We start from the raw sequence: 15,038 nt of genomic DNA on the forward strand, positions 1-15,038 counted from the left end.
CAACGGACGGTGGCTCAGCTCCCCCTACCAAGCGGAGCTGAGCCTGTCCGGATCGCGCTGGCCGTTGTGGCTGACGCGGTGATCAGAAGTCCGGACCGGACTGAAATGTTCCGCAGGAACATTCAAACGATGATTTCAGCCGCGGGATGCGGCCTCACACCTATCTGACAAACCGGCCTGCGACCTGTATCGCGCTGGCGACGTTCGCATTGGGCTCCTGCACCCCGACACCGTTGACCAGGAGGTCGGCCGCCACGATCAGCAGCAGCACGGCCGACACCATCATTGCGAGAAAGAACCTGTGCATGCTGGTCAAGCCGTGAGGGCCGGAATGCGTTCCCGCCCTCCGGCATGTCGCTGTGGATGCGCGGGTCGGTCGCGGCGAGGGCGCCGCGGAATTGTCGCAATTCGGCAACAATGTGGTACGAATACATCAGTATCCGCCCGCCGCGGACCCCGTTTTTCAGCACCCATTGCCGGAATGACCAGCGCAGACACCTCGGCCGCATCCTTTGACACGGCCCCAGCTGAAGAGCCCCGGCGTTGGTCGGCGCGACGCTGGCTGGCGCCGTTCGCCGTGGCGCTGGCCCTGCTGTCGGCCTGCCTGACATTCCTGGTCCTGACCGGCCTCACGTCGATCGAGCCGACCCCTGCGGTTGTCCGCTCGTTCTATCTGATCAATGCGGGCACGATCCTGCTGCTGGTCGGCATCATCATCCGCGAGCTCTGGCAGCTGATCCTGGCGCGACGGCGGGGCAGGGCGGCGGCGCGCCTCCATGTCCAGATCGTCAGCCTGTTCTCGATCGTGGCGGTGCTGCCGGCGGTGCTGGTCGCCGTCGTCGCCAACGTCACCATCGAGCGCGGCCTCGACCGCCTGTTCTCCGGCCCGACCAAGGAGGTGATCCAGAATTCGCTGACGATCGCGCGCGCCTACATGCAGGACCACGCGCAGCTGATCCGGGGCGACATTCTCGGCATGGCCAACGACATCGCCCACGCCCGGCCGCTCTACGACCAGGATCGCCGCTCTTTTCGCGAATTGCTGACCTCCAGCGCCGCCTCGCGCAATTTGCCGGGCGCGATGATCATCGACAAGAACACCAACATTCTCGAATCCGCCGATACCGGCATGCGGCTGGCCTATTCGCCGCCGGCGCCGGACTTCCTCAGCAACGTCAACGAATCCGAGCCCGAGATCGCGGTGCTGCCCGATGCGAGCTTCGTCGCCGCGGTGGTCCGCTTGCGCGCCTTCAGCGACACCTTCCTCTACGTCGCGCGGCCGCTCGATCCGAATGTCGTCAACCAGCTCAAGCAGACCGAGGTCAGCGTCGCCGAATACGCCCAGATCGAGTCGCGCCGGCTCGGCATCCAGGTCGCGTTCGCGCTGATGTTCGCGGTGATCGCGCTGACCATCCTGATGGCCTCGGTGCTGATCGGCCTCAACTTCGCCAACTCGCTGGTCTCGCCGATCCGGCGACTGATGAACGCGGCCCAGACGGTCTCGACAGGCGATCTCCATGTGAAAGTGCCGGTGCACCAGTCGGAAGGCGACCTCGCCCAGCTGGGTGAGACCTTCAACAAGATGACGGAGGAGTTGCGCAGCCAGCGCGACGAGCTCGTCAACGCCAGCGACCTCATCGACAGCCGCCGCCGCTTCATCGAGGCGGTGCTGTCGTCCGCGAGCGCCGGCATCATCGGCGTGGATAATTCAGGCAGCGTCGGCATTCTCAACCGTTCCGCCGAAAAGCTGATCGGGCACTCCGAAGCCGAGACGCTCGGCCATCCGCTCTCCGACGTGCTGCCCGAGCTCGAGGAGATGATGAAGACGGCGCGGGAAGGGACCCAGCGCCTGGTGCAGGGGCAGATCACGATCACGCGGGACGGGCAGGAACGCAATCTGTCGGTCCGCGTCAGCGCCGAGAAGACCAGCCAGCCGCACGACAGCTACATCATCACGCTCGACGACATCACCGAACTGGTCTCGGCGCAGCGCACCTCGGCCTGGGGCGACGTCGCGCGCCGCATCGCGCATGAGATCAAGAACCCGCTGACCCCGATCCAGCTCTCCGCCGAGCGCATTCGCCGCAAATTTGGCAAAGACATCACCGAGGGCAAGGACAAGCAGATCTTCGAACAGTGCACCGACACCATCGTGCGTCAGGTCGACGACATCCGCCGCATGGTCGACGAGTTCTCGCGCTTTGCGCGGATGCCGAAGCCGGTGATGGAGGGTGAGGACGTCGCCGACGCAGTGCGGCAGGCGGTGTTCCTGATGAAGGTCGCCCACCCCGAGATCGATATCGAGGCCGAGTTCAAGGAAGACCCGCTGCGCGCCCAGTTCGACCGGCGGCTGATCTCGCAGGCGGTCACCAACATCGTCAAGAACGCCACCGAGGCGATCGAGCAGGTCCCCCTGGAGGAGCTCGGCAAAGGCCGGATCGACGTCGTGGTCTCGCGCGAGGGCGAGGACGTGCTGATCGACGTCGTCGACAACGGCATCGGCCTGCCCAAGGTGGCGCGCTCCCGCCTGCTCGAGCCCTATGTGACGACACGCGCCAAGGGCACCGGCCTTGGGCTCGCGATCGTCGGTCGCGTGCTGGAAGACCATGGCGGGCGCATCGAGCTGAAGGATGCCTCGGACTTCCGCGAGGGCCAGCGTGGCGCCTGGATGCGGATGCGTTTTGCGATCTCCGGCGCTCCCGCGAAGAGCGAGGGGGCCGAACCGGCGGGCGGGGCAACGACCAAGCCGGAAATCGGCGAAACGGCCACGCAATCCGTCAAGGATCCGGAAACAAAGCAAGCGGCTGTCGAAACCAAAGAGCCGGCTGAAAAGACCAATGATTCAACGAAGATCGAAGCCTCAACAGGCAGCTGAGAAAACAGGCGACCCATGGCAAGTGAAATTCTGATTGTCGATGATGAGGCCGATATTCGGGATCTCGTTGCGGGCATCCTCGAAGACGAGGGCTTCGTGACCCGGACCGCGCGCGACAGCGATACGGCGCTCGCCGAGATCGCCAACCGCAGGCCGCATCTGGTGTTCCTCGACATCTGGCTGCAGGGCTCCAAGCTCGACGGCTTGCAGCTCCTGGAGCAGGTCAAGAAGGACAACCCCGATCTCCCGGTCGTGATGATCTCCGGCCACGGCAACATCGAGACCGCGGTCGCCGCGATCAAGCGTGGGGCCTACGACTTCATCGAGAAGCCGTTCAAGACCGACCGGCTGATCCTGGTCGCCAACCGTGCACTGGAGAACTCGCGGCTCAAGCGCGAGGTCAAGGAGCTGAAGCAGCTCGCGCCGAGCGCAAGCTCGCTGGTCGGCCGCTCGCCCAGCATGAACCAGCTGCGCCAGACCATCGAGCGTGCGGCCAAGGCCAACAGCCGCATCCTGATCGTCGGTCCCGCCGGCGCCGGCAAGGAACTGACCGCCCGCACGTTGCACACGGCCTCGGGCCGCGCCGACGGCCCCTTCGTCGTCATCAACGCCGCTGCGATCACGCCCGAGCGGATGGAGCACGAGCTGTTCGGCATCGAGCAGTCCAACGGCGAGCACGCGCGCAAGCCCGGCGCGCTCGAAGAGGCCCACGGCGGCACGCTGTTCATCGACGAAATCGCGGACATGCCGCGCGAGACCCAGAACAAGATCTTGCGCGTGCTGGTCGAGCAGTCGTTCCAGCGCGTCGGCGGCAACGGCAAGGTCCAGGTCGACGTGCGCATCATCTCCTCCACAGCGCGCAACCTGGAAGAGGAGATCGCGGCCGGCCATTTCCGCGAGGACCTCTATCATCGGCTGTCGGTGGTGCCGATCCGCGTGCCCGCGCTATCGGAGCGGCGTGAGGACATCCCGGAATTGATTGACTACTTCATGGAGCAGATTTCCGCGGGCAGCGGCCTGCCCAAGCGGCAGATCGGCCAGGACGCGATGGCGGTGCTGCAGTCGCATGTCTGGCCGGGCAATGTGCGCCAGCTCCGCAACAACGTTGAGAGAGTCATGATTCTGGCCGCGGGCGGGCCGGAGGTCATCATCACTGCCGACATGCTGCCGCAGGATGTCGGCTCCATGGTGCCGGCGATGCCGACCAGCAACAATGGCGAGCACATCATGGGCCTGCCGCTGCGCGAAGCGCGCGAAGTGTTCGAGCGCGACTATTTGATTGCACAGATCAGCCGTTTCTCAGGAAATATTTCTCGCACGGCCGAGTTTGTTGGCATGGAACGCTCGGCACTGCACCGGAAGTTGAAGGCGCTCGGCGTCGGCTAACGCTGCGACGTCGTTGGAATAGGCGAGGAAAATCATCGATTTCCGTAGTTTTTCGGGGCAATACGGCGTGGGCTGCCGCGTCAAGCGGCTTGCCTAATAAGCCTACCTGTCCTCTAATCGAACCGCTGTCCCTCCGAGGGGGATCTCATGAGGGACGGCACCGGACGAGGACCCCGGATTTTCAAAAGAGGGCCGCAACCGGCGCAATAAAAAGAAACTCAAAGCGAGAAAAAAACAATGGCGGCAGACCGCGCACAAAACCTGCAGGACACCTTCCTTAATCACGTTCGCAAAACCAAAACGCCACTGACGATCTTTCTGGTCAACGGAGTGAAGCTCCAGGGCATCGTGACCTGGTTCGACAATTTCTGTTTGCTGCTTCGGCGCGACGGTCACTCGCAGCTCGTCTACAAGCATGCGATCTCGACCATCATGCCGGGCGCTCCGATCCAGTTGTTCGAAGGCGGCGAGGACCAGCCGGCTTGAGAGTGATCTGATTGGAACCCCGGAATTTCGACGGGGATGCCGACCGTCCGCGGTCGGCAGGGGGTACGCAGACGGGGCGGGTGCTTGTCATCGGTCCCTATTTGCGGGTGCGCGCAGGCAATGCCGACGCGCAATCGGAAGCTCATGTCCTGCGTGACGCGGAAGCCCGGCTCGACGAAGCTGCCGGCCTCGCGCGCGCGATCGATCTCGTCGTTGCCGATGCCATCATCGCGCCGATCAACCAGATCCGCCCTGCGACCTATATCGGCAAGGGCAAGGTCGAGGAGATCGCTGCGCTCGCCAAGAGCCGCGACGTCGAGCTCGTGGTGATGGATTGCGCGCTTGCGCCGATCCAGCAGCGCAATCTCGAGAAGGAGCTGCAGGCAAAGGTGCTCGACCGTACCGGGCTCATTTTGGAAATCTTCGGCCGCCGCGCCAAGACCAAGGAAGGCTCGCTCCAGGTCGAGCTCGCGCATCTCAACTATCAACGTTCGCGCCTGGTGCGCTCATGGACCCATCTCGAACGCCAGCGCGGCGGCTTTGGATTCATGGGCGGTCCCGGCGAGACCCAGATCGAAGCCGACCGCCGCCTGATCCAGGAGCGCATCTCCAAGCTCGAGGGCGAGCTGAAGAAGGTGCAGGCCACACGCCGCCTGCATCGCGCAGGCCGCCAGCGCGTGCCGTACCGCGTCGTGGCGCTGGTCGGCTACACCAATGCCGGCAAGTCGACGCTGTTCAACCGCCTGACCCGCGCCGACGTGCAGGCCGCCGACATGCTGTTCGCCACGCTGGATCCGACCCTGCGTGCGCTCACCCTGCCGCATGGCGGCAAGGCGATGCTGTCGGACACCGTCGGTTTCATCTCCAATTTGCCGACGCAGCTCGTCGCCGCCTTCCGCGCCACGCTGGAGGAGGTGCTGGAAGCCGACGTCATCCTGCATGTGCGCGACATCTCGCACGACGACGCCGAGGCGCAGCAGAGCGACGTCGACGCCGTGCTGCGCCAGCTCGGCATAAATCCCGATGACTCAGGCCGCATCATCGAGGTCTGGAACAAGATCGACCGTTATGGTCCCGAACAGCGCGAAGAGCTTTTGAACATCGCGGCGCGCAGGCCGGAGGATCATCCGGCGATGCTGGTGTCGGCCGTGTCGGGCGAGGGGGTCGACGCACTGCTCGCCGCGATCGAGGAGCGCTTGGCTGCCAAGCGCATCACGCTCGACCTCTCCATCGATGCCTCCGACGGCGCCGGCATCAGCTGGCTGCATCGGAATTCCGAAGTGCTGGCGAAAGAGCTGCACGACGGCCGCTTCGACATGACGGTGCGGGTGGACGAGACCAAGCGGGACATCGTGGTGAACCGGTTTGACGCCGTGCCGCGACTGTCGGCATAACGGGTTTCGCCCCGGCGAAGGAGTTAGCCGCGCGCCTGGTTGCTTTTCTCGGCCGGTGCGGCGCTTTTCTCCTCGCTCTTCGCCGCGTTCCACAACGCGTCCATCTCGGCGAGCGACGCCTGCTCCAGCGTGCGGCCCTGCGCCTCCAGCGCCCGCTCGATGAACCCAAACCGGCGCTCGAACTTCGCGTTGGTCGCGCGAAGCGCGGCTTCCGGATCGGCATCGACATGGCGGGCGAGATTGACCAGCGCGAACATCAGGTCGCCGGTCTCTTCCGCTAGGCCCTCGCTGTCGTCGCGGTCGAGCGCGGCTTCGATCTCGTCGGCTTCCTCGCGGATTTTTGCCAGCACCGCGCGCGGATCGTTCCAGTCGAAGCCGACAGTGGAGGCCTTGCGCTGCAGCTCCATGGCGCGCGTCAGCGCGGGCTGGCCGGCCTTCACGCCTGACAGCAGCGATTTGTGCGACGACGCTTCCTGCGGCGGCCGGCGCGCAGCGCGCTCGGCTTTCTCCTCCGCCTTGATGCGGTCCCAGACTTCCTTGACGTGGGAGGAGGCGAGGTTGCCCTCCTTGTCGGCGAAAACGTGAGGATGGCGCCGGATCATTTTTCGCGTGATGGCCTCGACGACATCTCCAAACGCGAACGCGTTCTGCTCAGACGCCATCTGGGCGTGGAAGACGACCTGGAGCAGCAGGTCGCCGAGCTCCTCGCAGAGATCGTCGAGATCGCCGCGGCTGATGGCCTCGACCACCTCATAGGCTTCCTCGATCGTATAGGGCGCGATGGTTGCAAAATTCTGCTCGAGGTCCCAGGGGCAGCCTGTCACCGGTGTGCGCAGCGCCGCCATGATCTCGATCAGGCGGGAAATGTCGCGGGAAGGGGTCATTGCGGGGCAGTCTCCTGGCTCCCAAGCCTTATGCCAAAAGCGAGCTCCCGTTCCCAGCGCAGCGCGGCGGAACAGGGTGATTTCCACCGGTTGGCGGGCCGGATTGGCGAGCAGCGTGCGCAATGCTAAAGCGCGGGCCATGAGCGACGTATTTTCATCCGAAACCGCATTGGTGCTGTTCTCCGGCGGCCAGGATTCCACCACCTGCCTTGCCTGGGCGCTGAACCGGTTTGCGCGCGTGGAGACGCTGGGGTTCGATTACGGCCAGCGCCACGCCATCGAGCTTGCCTGCCGTGACCGACTGTTCGACGGCATCAAGGATCTGCGCGCGGATTGGGCTTCCAGGCTTGGCGAGAGCCACACGCTGTCGATCCCAACGCTCGCGGCCGTATCCGAGACGGCGCTGACGCGCGACGTCGCGATCGCGATAGGCGCCGACGGCCTGCCGAACACGTTCGTGCCCGGCCGCAATCTGGTGTTCTTGACATTCGCCGCGGCACTGGCCTACCGGCGCGGCATCAGTCACATCGTCGGCGGCATGTGCGAGACCGACTATTCCGGTTATCCCGATTGCCGCGACGACACCATTCGCGCGATGCAGGCCGCGCTGTCGCTCGGCATGGCCCGCAAGTTCGAGCTGCACACACCGCTGATGTGGATCGACAAGGCCGCGACGTGGAAGCTCGCCCATGAGCTTGGCGGCGACGGGCTGGTCGATCTCATCCGCGAGCAGTCGCACACCTGCTATCTCGGCGAACGCGGCGCGCAGCATGATTGGGGATACGGCTGCGGCGAGTGCCCTGCGTGCAGCCTGCGGGCAAAGGGGTGGTGGGAGTACGTGGCGGGGCGGTGAGGTGCCTCACTCCGCCGTCATTGAGAGGAGCTCTTGCGACGAAGCAATCCAGACTGCCTCTGCTGAGGGATTCTGGATTGCTTCGCTACGTTCGCAATGACGGGTGTGCGCGATCTTACCGAAAATCCTCCGCCTTCAGCTCGATCGGCTTGCCGTGCGGGGTGCGATCTGCCGCGTGATCCCAGGCGTCGCGGTAGCGATGCAGCGTCTCCGCAGACGCAACGCCCTTGCGCGCGACGAGACCTTCCAGCGTGGCGAGCCAATGGAGATAGTAGGTCTCGCCAGTATCGGGATCGCCGGCCGCCTGCGCGCGCTTGATCTCGGAGGCCAGGGCTGCCGCCCATTCGGGCCAGGTGAACACGCCGCGCTCGTGCAGCGTCAGCGCCATCGCGAAGGCGTGCGCTTCCCAGGGCGCGCGGAACACGGGGCCGTCATCGTCGCGCGGAATGCTCGGGATGGCTGCAGTCGCGGCAGCAGCAGCCGTGCTGCTCATCACGCCGGGTCCAGATACGGCTCGAACGCATCGATCGAGACTTTCGAGGTCGGATCGCCGTCCGCGCCCCAGAGATCGCGGCCCTCGAATACCACCGTGTAGAGCCATTGCGGATTCTCGCCGAGCTCCATCGCCGCCGAGTCCGGAAATACGTGGCAGCCATGGTTGAGCTCGACGACGCCGACATGGCCGCGCACGTAGCGCGGCAGCCGCGTGTGGGTCGCCGGATGAATGTTCTTCGCGCGGACCTTGTCACCGATCTTGTATTTCGCCAGTGCCGGGGCAGGGCGGGCGAACTTGCCGCGCACCATGATGCGCTCGACCTGGCCGAGATCGAACTTGCCGTGCTTGAGCGCCTTGGACGGCTGCATCGCATGGCCGGCGGCGACTTCCTCCCGGGTGAGATAGCCTTTCTCGATCAGCATCTCCTCGAGCCCGAGAAACCATTTCTTGTAATAGGAGCTCGACAGGTACACGTGCGGCGGAATCGTCTCGCGATAGAAGCGCGAGGTGTCGATGTTGAAGGCGCCGGCTGCGCCCATCGCACGCACCATGGCGAGAACACGCGACTCCCATTCCTCGTGGAACACCGGCTCGTTGGGCTCGGGCTCGACCTTGCCGAAGCCGTCCATGCCGCCCATGTCGTGCACGCCGTTCATGACGGCGCTCCGGGCGCTTTGGGAAAGCCGGTGCCGATCATGGAATCGCGCGTGACCAGCTCGGCGAGCTGCTCCTCGCTCCAGCCATCGGTCCCCGCGGGGCGCATCGGCAGCACAAGAAAGCGCGTTTCGGCGGTCGAATCCCATACCCGGATTTCAACGTCCTTGGCGACCTGCACGCCGAAATCGGCGAGCACGCCGCGCGGGTCCTTCACCGCGCGGGAGCGATAGGGCGCGGCCTTGTACCAGACCGGCGGCAGCCCCAGCATTTCCCAGGGGTAGCAGGAGCACAGTGTGCACACGACCATGTTGTGACGCTGCGGCGTGTTCTCGACCACGACGAGGTGGTCGCCGACGCGGCTGACATGGCCGAGCGTGCCGATCGCCTTCGAGCCGTCCTCCAGCAGTGCCGTCTTGAAAGCCGGATCGCTCCAGGCCTTGGCGACGACGCGCGCGCCGTTATGGGGACCGATCCGGGTCTCATAGGCCTGGATGATGGCGTCGAGCGCGGCCGGCTCGACATAGCCTTTTTCGGTCAGGATCGTCTCGAGCGCGCGCACGCGCAGCTCGGTCTCCGACAGCTCGGAATGGTCGTGATCGTGGTGATGATGATGGTCGCTCATAGGGCGAAGATAGTCCCAGAATCCGGGCGTTGTCGAGGCGAAGACTCTGCTAACATCGCACCATGGGCTGGGCTGCAAGAACTGGGATAACCGCCGCAATCGCGGCTCTTGGCGCATTCGCGGCGCAGGATGCGCGCGCCGCGAATGGCGCCTATGCGGTCGATGCCGCCGACATCTCCGAGGTCGGCTCCTGCAAGGTGGAGAGCTGGCTGTCGACGGCTTCCAACACCGATTTTTCGGCGGTCGCCAATCCCTCCTGTGTCGTCGATCCCTTCAGGCCGATCGAGCTGAGCCTGCAGACCATCCGAGCCCGGAGCGATGGCGACTGGAGCACGACGGTCGCTCCAAAAGCCAAGACGAATTTCGTCCCGACCGGAATAGGCCGGTGGGGATTGTCGGCCTATGGCGGCGGATCGTTCGACGCGGCGACCGGCGAGGCGCTATCCGCCTTTGCCGTCATCCCCGCGACCTTCCGCCTGTCCGAGACCATGCGCATCAACGTCAATGGCGGCTGGCTCTGGGATCGCGCGGTGGATCGCCATTACCTGACCTACGGCATCGGCTTCGATTGGAAATTCACCGACACCCTGCAATGGACGATCGAGGCGTATGGGCAGGCCGGCGCGTCCGAGGTCGCAAGCGTCGTGCAACCGCGTTTCCAGACCGGCGTCCGCTACCGTCCGAACGAGATCTTCTCCGTCGATGTGATCTACGGCCGCAACATCACCGGCGAAAATGCCAACTGGATCACCATCGGCACCACGATCCGGTTTCCGGTCCATGGAAGCGAACCCGAACATTGGCGTACCGGGCATCTGTGAGCACCAGGAAGACCCAAGAACAAGGGAGATTGCGTTGCCTGACTATGTCAAGGTCGAGAAGGGCCTCGGATCGGAGGGGCGGATTGCGGTGGTGCGGTTCGACCGCGGCGACGGCATCAATGCGCTATCGCCAGAGGCGCTGCGCCAGCTCACCGCAGCCGCGCGCAGTTTCGAGGATGACGCCGCAACCTCTGTCGTGGTGCTGACAGGCAGCGCGGCTGCGTTCAGCGCCGGCTTCGACCTCAAGGATGCCGAAGGCCGCTCGCGCAAGGACATGGACCTCGGCACGCTGCGGCGGCATCTCAAGCTCGGACCGCGCCTGACCCACGCCTGGCAGGAGATGGAGCAGATCACGATCGCCGCCATCGAGGGCTTTTGCGTCGGCGGCGGCGTGGCGCTCGCCGTCGCGCTCGACTTCCGCGTCATGGGACGTGATGCCCATCTGCGGGTGCCCGAGATCGGGCTCGGCATGAACATGAGCTGGCAAAGCATTCCGCGCATGCTGCATTTGATCGGCCCGGCTCGGACCAAGCAGGCGGTGATCCTGGCCGATCAGCGCGTCAGCGCGGATGAAGCCTATGAGTGGGGCCTGGTCGAGCAGGTGGTCGATCCCGGCCATGCGTTCGATGCCGCGATGGAGCTTGCGCGCAAGGTGGCAGCGCAGCCGCCGCTCTCCGTTGCCATGACGAAACTCACGGTCAACCGGCTGGCGCATGCGCTGGATAATCTCGCCAGCCACATGGACGTCGACCAGTTCGCCCTGGCAAGCCTTAGCGAGGACCACAAGGAGGGCGTCGAGGCGTTCCTGACGCGACGCAAACCGAAGTTCAGAGGGCGGTAGAAGCAGGCTCGGGCCATTGATTGCGCCGCGGACTATCCGTATACGCGGCGCTGGGACAAAATAGGCCCGATCAACGGGCCGGCAGACGACAATGACGATCGAGGGGGGAAAGGGCCCATGGCCGGTAGCTCGCAGGCGCCTGAGGCGAAAGGGTTTCGCTGGAAGCTGATCGCGCCGCTCGCGGTCTGGCTGGTGATCTATCTGTGGCCCGTGCCGGCAGGGCTCAATGTCAATCAGTGGCACTATTTTGCCGTCTTCGCGGCCGTCATCACCGGGCTCATCCTGGAATCGATGCCGGTGGGCGCGGTCGGCCTGATCGGGCTGACGGTTGCCGGCGTCGGCGGTTATATCGATCCCGATCCGACCAAGTCGCTGCGCTGGATGCTGGCGGGCTTTGCCGAGAGCACGGTGTGGCTGATCGTCGGCGCCTTCGTGTTCTCGATCGGGTACCGCAAAAGCCAGCTGGGCCGGCGTATTGCGCTCGTGCTGGTGCAAAAGCTCGGCACCAACACGCTCGGTCTCGGCTATGCAGTGGCGATGTCGGACTTTTTGCTGGCGCCGGCGACACCGTCCAACACCGCGCGCAGCGGCGGCATCGTCTATCCCATCATCAGCAACATCCCGCGCATCTACGGCTCCGAGCCAGGACCGACCGCCGGCAAGATCGGCACCTACGTGATGTGGACCGCGTTCGCGTCGACCGCCGTCACCAGCTCATTGTTTTTCACCGCGCTCGCGCCCAATGCAGCGGCGCTCGCCATCGCCAAGAAGACCGTCGGAATCGAGGTCAGCTGGGCGCAGTGGTTCATCGGCTTTGCGCCGCTCGGCCTCCTCCTGATGGTGCTGGTCCCGCTGCTCAGCTACGCGGTCTGCCGCCCCGAGGTGAAGAGCAGCCCGGAAATTTCCGAATGGGCATCGAAGGAGCTCTCGGAGATGGGCCCGATGTCGCGCAACGAGTGGATCATGCTGGCGCTGATCCTGCTCGCGATGTTCCTGTGGATCGCGGGCTCGAGCCCGGACATCCGCGTGCCGCTTCTGGGCTCGAATTTCGTCAACGCCACCACCGTCGTGTTCATCGTGATCTCGCTGATGCTGGTGACGGGCGTGATCGAGTTTGCGGACATCGTCGCCGAGAAGGGCGCCTGGGAGGTGTTCTTCTATTTCACCTCGCTGCTGACGCTGGCTTCGGGCCTCAACGAGATCGGCTTCATCAAATGGTTCGCGACCGAATTTGCAAAGCCGCTCGTCGGGCTGTCGCCGTCGACCGCAATGCTCCTGCTGGTCGCACTGTTCTTCTGGATCCACTATTTCTTCTCGAGCATCACCTCGCATGCCGCCGCCGTGCTGCCCGTGGTGCTCGCGGTCGGATCCGGCATCCCCGACCTGCCGGTTACGACGCTCGCCATGCTCTGCATGTATTCGCTCGGCCTGATGGGGGTGATCTCACCTTACGCGACCGGGCCGGCGCCGATGTATTTCGGCAGTGGCTATATCGGCAAGGGTCAGTTCTGGGGTTTTGGGCTGATTTTCGGGGTGCTCTATTTCGCAGGGCTCCTGCTGATCGTATGGCCCTGGTTGCGGGTCACCTGAGCCGGGGCGAGGGCCAAGACGGCGGCAGATGAATTTTCTTCAGTGGGGAGAAATTCGGAAAACTTCGTCCAATTCCCCACAAATATCTGACATTGCCAGAGAGACCTGAAAGGGCGATGGTGCCTGCTGCGGTGCAGCGCGCTCCAGCTGAGTCCTCATCGCGGTTTCACTCTCCGTCGCTTGATGCGACCGGTTCCCGGATGCCCCAGAGGCAAGCGGAACTATTGTGCATGAAGGCCGCCTCCATGAACGTCCACCCGTCGCTCGCGATCGGACAGCCGATCGAAAAACCTGACGCGATCTCAGGTCACGCGATCTCGGCTGCCGCGACTGCGCCTGACGCGATGGTCCGCTTCGAAGGCATCTCGAAAACCTATCCGGCTTATCGCGGCAAGCCCGGCGTCAATGCCCTGCAAAACATCGACTTCGCGATCCCGCACGGTTCGATCACCGGCGTCATCGGTCGCTCCGGCGCCGGCAAATCGAGCCTGGTCCGGCTCATCAACGGCCTGGAGAGGCCGACCACGGGCCGCGTCATCGTCGATAACAGAGATATCTCGGCGCTCGCAGGGCGCGAACTGCGATTGGCGCAGCGCTCGATCGGCATGATCTTCCAGCACTTCAACCTGCTGTCCTCGCGCACCGCAGCCGCCAATATCGCGCTGCCGCTCGAGATTGCCGGCTGGGCCAAAGCGGACATCAAAACCCGGGTCGCCGAGCTGCTTGCGCTGGTGGGCATCGCGGACAAGCACGACCGCTACCCGTCCGAACTCTCCGGCGGCCAGAAGCAGCGCGTCGGCATCGCGCGAGCGTTGGCGACGCGACCCAGCGTGCTGCTGTCGGACGAGGCGACCTCGGCGCTCGATCCGCAGACCACGCGGGCGATCCTCGATCTGCTCGCGAACATCAACCGCGAACTCGGCGTGACCATCGTGCTGATCACCCACGAGATGTCCGTGGTGCGCCAGCTCGCCAAGGACGTCGTGGTGCTCGACGCCGGCCGCGTCGTCGAGAGCGGCCATGTCGCCGACATCTTCACCCACCCCAAGCATCCGATCACGCAATCCTTCCTGGCCGAGGTCATCGGAGACAGCCTGCCGGTGTCGCTGGCGAGCCGGATCGTTTCGGAGCCGCCTGCGGGCGGACAGGCGGTGATCCGCGTCCAAGTGCGCGGGGCAGGGGCCGGCGACACGCTGGTGGCGCGGCTCGCACGCGAACTCGGCCTCGACGTGTCGCTGCTGTCGGCCCGCATCGACGAGATCGGCGGCCAGCATGTGGGCTCACTGACGCTTGGTATCCCTCTCGGCATGTCCAGCGGCCAGGACGCGACGACGCGCACGCTGGCCTGGCTGTCACAATATCAATTCCCCGCGGAGCGTCTCGGCTATGTCGCCTGAACTCATCAACCTGATCGTCCAGGCGACCGGCGAGAGCCTGTACATGGTCGGGCTCGCCGCTCTGGTCGGCACCGCCTTCGGCCTGCCGCTCGGCGTCTTTCTCGCGACCAGCCGGAAAGGCGAGCTGTTCGCGGCGCCTCTCGTCAATCGCGTGCTCGGCATCGTCGTCAACGCGACACGGTCTACGCCCTTCATCATCCTGGTCGTCGCCATCATCCCGTTCACGCGGCTGGTGGCCGGCACCTCGATCGGATCGACGGCCGCGATCGTGCCGTTGACGATCGCATCGGCGCCGTTCATCGCGCGCCTGGTTGAGGCCGCAATCCGCGAGGTCGATGGCGGCCTGATCGAGACCGCATCCTCGTTCGGGGCATCGCCGATGCAGATCGTGCTCAAGGTGCTGATCCCCGAAGCGTTGCCGGGTCTTCTGCTGGCGCTGACGCTCGCGGTGGTCAGCCTGCTCGGCTACTCCGCCATGGTCGGTGCCGTCGGAGGCGGGGGCCTGGGCGATCTCGGTATCCGCTACGGCTATCAGCGCTTCATGCCGGAGATGATGCTCGCCGTCGTCGTGGTGCTGATCGCGCTGGTGCAGCTGGTGCAGAGCGCTGGCGATTATTTCGCGCGTCGGGTCAACCGCCGGCTGCGACATCGCTGACGCCGTTTCAGACATTTCGAACAAGCAGGTTCTTGTCGGTCTGGAAACATTCCAAACTTCGAGACACGACTGAGCGCATTC

The 15,038-nt window shown here is 64.7% G+C and carries 15 protein-coding genes; 10 read left to right on the forward strand and 5 right to left on the reverse strand.

Features of this window, described 5'->3' with window-relative positions; translation table 11 throughout:
- Positions 1 to 160: 160 nt before the first annotated feature.
- A complete protein-coding gene (locus IVB41_RS21785) occupies positions 161 to 307 on the reverse strand; it encodes a hypothetical protein (RefSeq protein WP_247286081.1) in 147 nt (48 codons plus the stop codon).
- A gap of 174 nt (positions 308 to 481) precedes the next feature.
- Between IVB41_RS21785 and IVB41_RS21790 the strand changes: the two genes are divergently transcribed.
- From IVB41_RS21790 to hflX, 4 genes are all read left to right on the forward strand, one after another.
- Positions 482 to 2,875: a PAS domain-containing sensor histidine kinase gene (locus tag IVB41_RS21790; RefSeq protein WP_247434659.1), complete on the forward strand. Its 2,394-nt coding sequence runs from the start codon at positions 482 to 484 to the stop codon at positions 2,873 to 2,875.
- Between the two features lie 15 nt (positions 2,876 to 2,890).
- The gene (locus IVB41_RS21795; protein ID WP_007591127.1) at positions 2,891 to 4,261 is read left to right on the forward strand and encodes a sigma-54 dependent transcriptional regulator; all 1,371 of its coding nucleotides are present in this window, start codon (positions 2,891 to 2,893) and stop codon (positions 4,259 to 4,261) included.
- A gap of 237 nt (positions 4,262 to 4,498) precedes the next feature.
- Positions 4,499 to 4,747: an RNA chaperone Hfq gene (gene hfq / locus IVB41_RS21800; RefSeq protein WP_007591126.1), complete on the forward strand. Its 249-nt coding sequence runs from the start codon at positions 4,499 to 4,501 to the stop codon at positions 4,745 to 4,747.
- Positions 4,748 to 4,758: 11 nt separating this feature from the next.
- Positions 4,759 to 6,141: a GTPase HflX gene (gene hflX, locus IVB41_RS21805; protein WP_247434662.1), complete on the forward strand. Its 1,383-nt coding sequence runs from the start codon at positions 4,759 to 4,761 to the stop codon at positions 6,139 to 6,141.
- A gap of 23 nt (positions 6,142 to 6,164) precedes the next feature.
- Here hflX and mazG read toward each other — a convergent pair whose 3' ends face one another.
- Entirely contained in the window at positions 6,165 to 7,025 is an 861-nt protein-coding gene (gene mazG, locus IVB41_RS21810) for a nucleoside triphosphate pyrophosphohydrolase (protein ID WP_247397980.1), read from the reverse strand.
- A 139-nt stretch (positions 7,026 to 7,164) separates the two neighbouring features.
- Between mazG and queC the strand changes: the two genes are divergently transcribed.
- Positions 7,165 to 7,878, forward strand: coding sequence for a 7-cyano-7-deazaguanine synthase QueC (queC, locus tag IVB41_RS21815; protein WP_247434665.1), 714 nt, complete (start codon positions 7,165 to 7,167; stop codon positions 7,876 to 7,878).
- Between the two features lie 115 nt (positions 7,879 to 7,993).
- Here queC and IVB41_RS21820 read toward each other — a convergent pair whose 3' ends face one another.
- The 3 genes from IVB41_RS21820 to nthA are packed head-to-tail and all read right to left on the reverse strand — an operon-like array spanning position 7,994 to position 9,653.
- Positions 7,994 to 8,371, reverse strand: coding sequence for a nitrile hydratase accessory protein (locus tag IVB41_RS21820; RefSeq protein WP_027566926.1), 378 nt, complete (start codon positions 8,369 to 8,371; stop codon positions 7,994 to 7,996).
- The gene (nthB, locus tag IVB41_RS21825; protein ID WP_027566927.1) at positions 8,371 to 9,030 is read right to left on the reverse strand and encodes a nitrile hydratase subunit beta; all 660 of its coding nucleotides are present in this window, start codon (positions 9,028 to 9,030) and stop codon (positions 8,371 to 8,373) included. The genes IVB41_RS21820 and nthB overlap by 1 nt, the downstream gene beginning before the upstream one ends.
- On the reverse strand, positions 9,027 to 9,653 hold the full coding sequence (nthA, locus tag IVB41_RS21830; RefSeq protein WP_007591118.1) for a nitrile hydratase subunit alpha: 627 nt from the start codon (positions 9,651 to 9,653) through the stop codon (positions 9,027 to 9,029). The genes nthB and nthA overlap by 4 nt, the downstream gene beginning before the upstream one ends.
- Positions 9,654 to 9,715: 62 nt before the next feature.
- On the opposite strand from nthA, the gene IVB41_RS21835 reads away from it, so the two are divergent.
- The 5 genes from IVB41_RS21835 to IVB41_RS21855 all read left to right on the forward strand — a co-directional run bounded on the left by IVB41_RS21835 (position 9,716) and on the right by IVB41_RS21855 (position 14,957).
- Entirely contained in the window at positions 9,716 to 10,474 is a 759-nt protein-coding gene (locus tag IVB41_RS21835; protein WP_247434667.1) for a hypothetical protein, read from the forward strand.
- A 34-nt stretch (positions 10,475 to 10,508) separates the two neighbouring features.
- Positions 10,509 to 11,315 (forward strand): enoyl-CoA hydratase/isomerase family protein, encoded by an 807-nt coding sequence (locus IVB41_RS21840; RefSeq protein WP_247434670.1) that lies wholly within the window; start codon positions 10,509 to 10,511, stop codon positions 11,313 to 11,315.
- Positions 11,316 to 11,432: 117 nt separating this feature from the next.
- Positions 11,433 to 12,905 carry a DASS family sodium-coupled anion symporter gene (locus IVB41_RS21845; protein ID WP_247434673.1) on the forward strand — a complete coding sequence of 491 codons (1,473 nt, stop codon included), beginning with the start codon at positions 11,433 to 11,435 and terminating at the stop codon, positions 12,903 to 12,905.
- A gap of 230 nt (positions 12,906 to 13,135) precedes the next feature.
- Complete coding sequence (locus IVB41_RS21850; protein WP_247434676.1) at positions 13,136 to 14,302, forward strand: methionine ABC transporter ATP-binding protein; 1,167 nt, start codon at positions 13,136 to 13,138, stop codon at positions 14,300 to 14,302.
- Positions 14,292 to 14,957: a methionine ABC transporter permease gene (locus IVB41_RS21855; RefSeq protein WP_247359295.1), complete on the forward strand. Its 666-nt coding sequence runs from the start codon at positions 14,292 to 14,294 to the stop codon at positions 14,955 to 14,957. Before IVB41_RS21850 ends, IVB41_RS21855 begins: the two co-directional genes overlap by 11 nt.
- Positions 14,958 to 15,038: the final 81 nt, after the last annotated feature.

Source organism: Bradyrhizobium sp. 44 (assembly GCF_023073095.1).
In the GTDB taxonomy this organism is placed as follows: domain Bacteria; phylum Pseudomonadota; class Alphaproteobacteria; order Rhizobiales; family Xanthobacteraceae; genus Bradyrhizobium.

Coding starts and splice junctions, on each gene's coding strand:
- IVB41_RS21785 (WP_247286081.1), bottom strand. CDS start 307: ATGCACAGGTTCTTTCTCGCAATGATGGTGTCGGCCGTGCTGCTGCTG.
- IVB41_RS21790 (WP_247434659.1), top strand. CDS start 482: ATGACCAGCGCAGACACCTCGGCCGCATCCTTTGACACGGCCCCAGCT.
- IVB41_RS21795 (WP_007591127.1), top strand. CDS start 2,891: ATGGCAAGTGAAATTCTGATTGTCGATGATGAGGCCGATATTCGGGAT.
- hfq (WP_007591126.1), top strand. CDS start 4,499: ATGGCGGCAGACCGCGCACAAAACCTGCAGGACACCTTCCTTAATCAC.
- mazG (WP_247397980.1), bottom strand. CDS start 7,025: ATGACCCCTTCCCGCGACATTTCCCGCCTGATCGAGATCATGGCGGCG.
- queC (WP_247434665.1), top strand. CDS start 7,165: ATGAGCGACGTATTTTCATCCGAAACCGCATTGGTGCTGTTCTCCGGC.
- IVB41_RS21820 (WP_027566926.1), bottom strand. CDS start 8,371: ATGAGCAGCACGGCTGCTGCTGCCGCGACTGCAGCCATCCCGAGCATT.
- nthB (WP_027566927.1), bottom strand. CDS start 9,030: ATGAACGGCGTGCACGACATGGGCGGCATGGACGGCTTCGGCAAGGTC.
- nthA (WP_007591118.1), bottom strand. CDS start 9,653: ATGAGCGACCATCATCATCACCACGATCACGACCATTCCGAGCTGTCG.
- IVB41_RS21835 (WP_247434667.1), top strand. CDS start 9,716: ATGGGCTGGGCTGCAAGAACTGGGATAACCGCCGCAATCGCGGCTCTT.
- IVB41_RS21845 (WP_247434673.1), top strand. CDS start 11,433: ATGGCCGGTAGCTCGCAGGCGCCTGAGGCGAAAGGGTTTCGCTGGAAG.
- IVB41_RS21850 (WP_247434676.1), top strand. CDS start 13,136: ATGAAGGCCGCCTCCATGAACGTCCACCCGTCGCTCGCGATCGGACAG.
- IVB41_RS21855 (WP_247359295.1), top strand. CDS start 14,292: ATGTCGCCTGAACTCATCAACCTGATCGTCCAGGCGACCGGCGAGAGC.